Below are 389 nucleotides of genomic sequence, written 5' to 3' on the forward strand. Positions count from 1 at the left end.
TTTGGAATCGGATGTCCTCATGCGGACTCATTTCTATTTTTAGCTGCTTGGGGATCGATGTGTTTTTGAGATTGTGTTTTATTTGGTCCTAGGTTTGCAGTTACAGTTTCATTGTCTAAATCAAAAAGAGTGTGATCAATGGCAAGCTCTTTTTTGAATACTTCAATTTCATCCATTGCGATTTTTCCAGATTTTAATTTATTAACTAGTGTTTCTTCCTTGTATAAACCACCTCCAGCTCAGTTGATTAAAATATCTCCATCTTTCATTTTAGCTATTTCTTCTTCACAAATCATATCAACAGTCTCTTGATTTTTTGTTGTGTCAATAGTACTAATATCTCAAGCTAAGATATCATCGCAGTTTGTTGTATAATTAATACCTAAATC

General features: G+C 32.6%; 1 protein-coding gene. It reads right to left on the reverse strand.

What is annotated here, in order from left to right; all coding sequences use genetic code 11:
* Window positions 1–17 precede the first annotated feature (17 nt).
* Window positions 18–176, reverse strand: coding sequence for a hypothetical protein (locus CRV02_RS14990; protein WP_164969042.1), 159 nt, complete (start codon window positions 174–176; stop codon window positions 18–20).
* Window positions 177–389 lie beyond the last annotated feature (213 nt).

It is taken from the genome of Arcobacter sp. CECT 8989, from assembly GCF_004116715.1.
In the GTDB taxonomy this organism is placed as follows: domain Bacteria; phylum Campylobacterota; class Campylobacteria; order Campylobacterales; family Arcobacteraceae; genus Halarcobacter.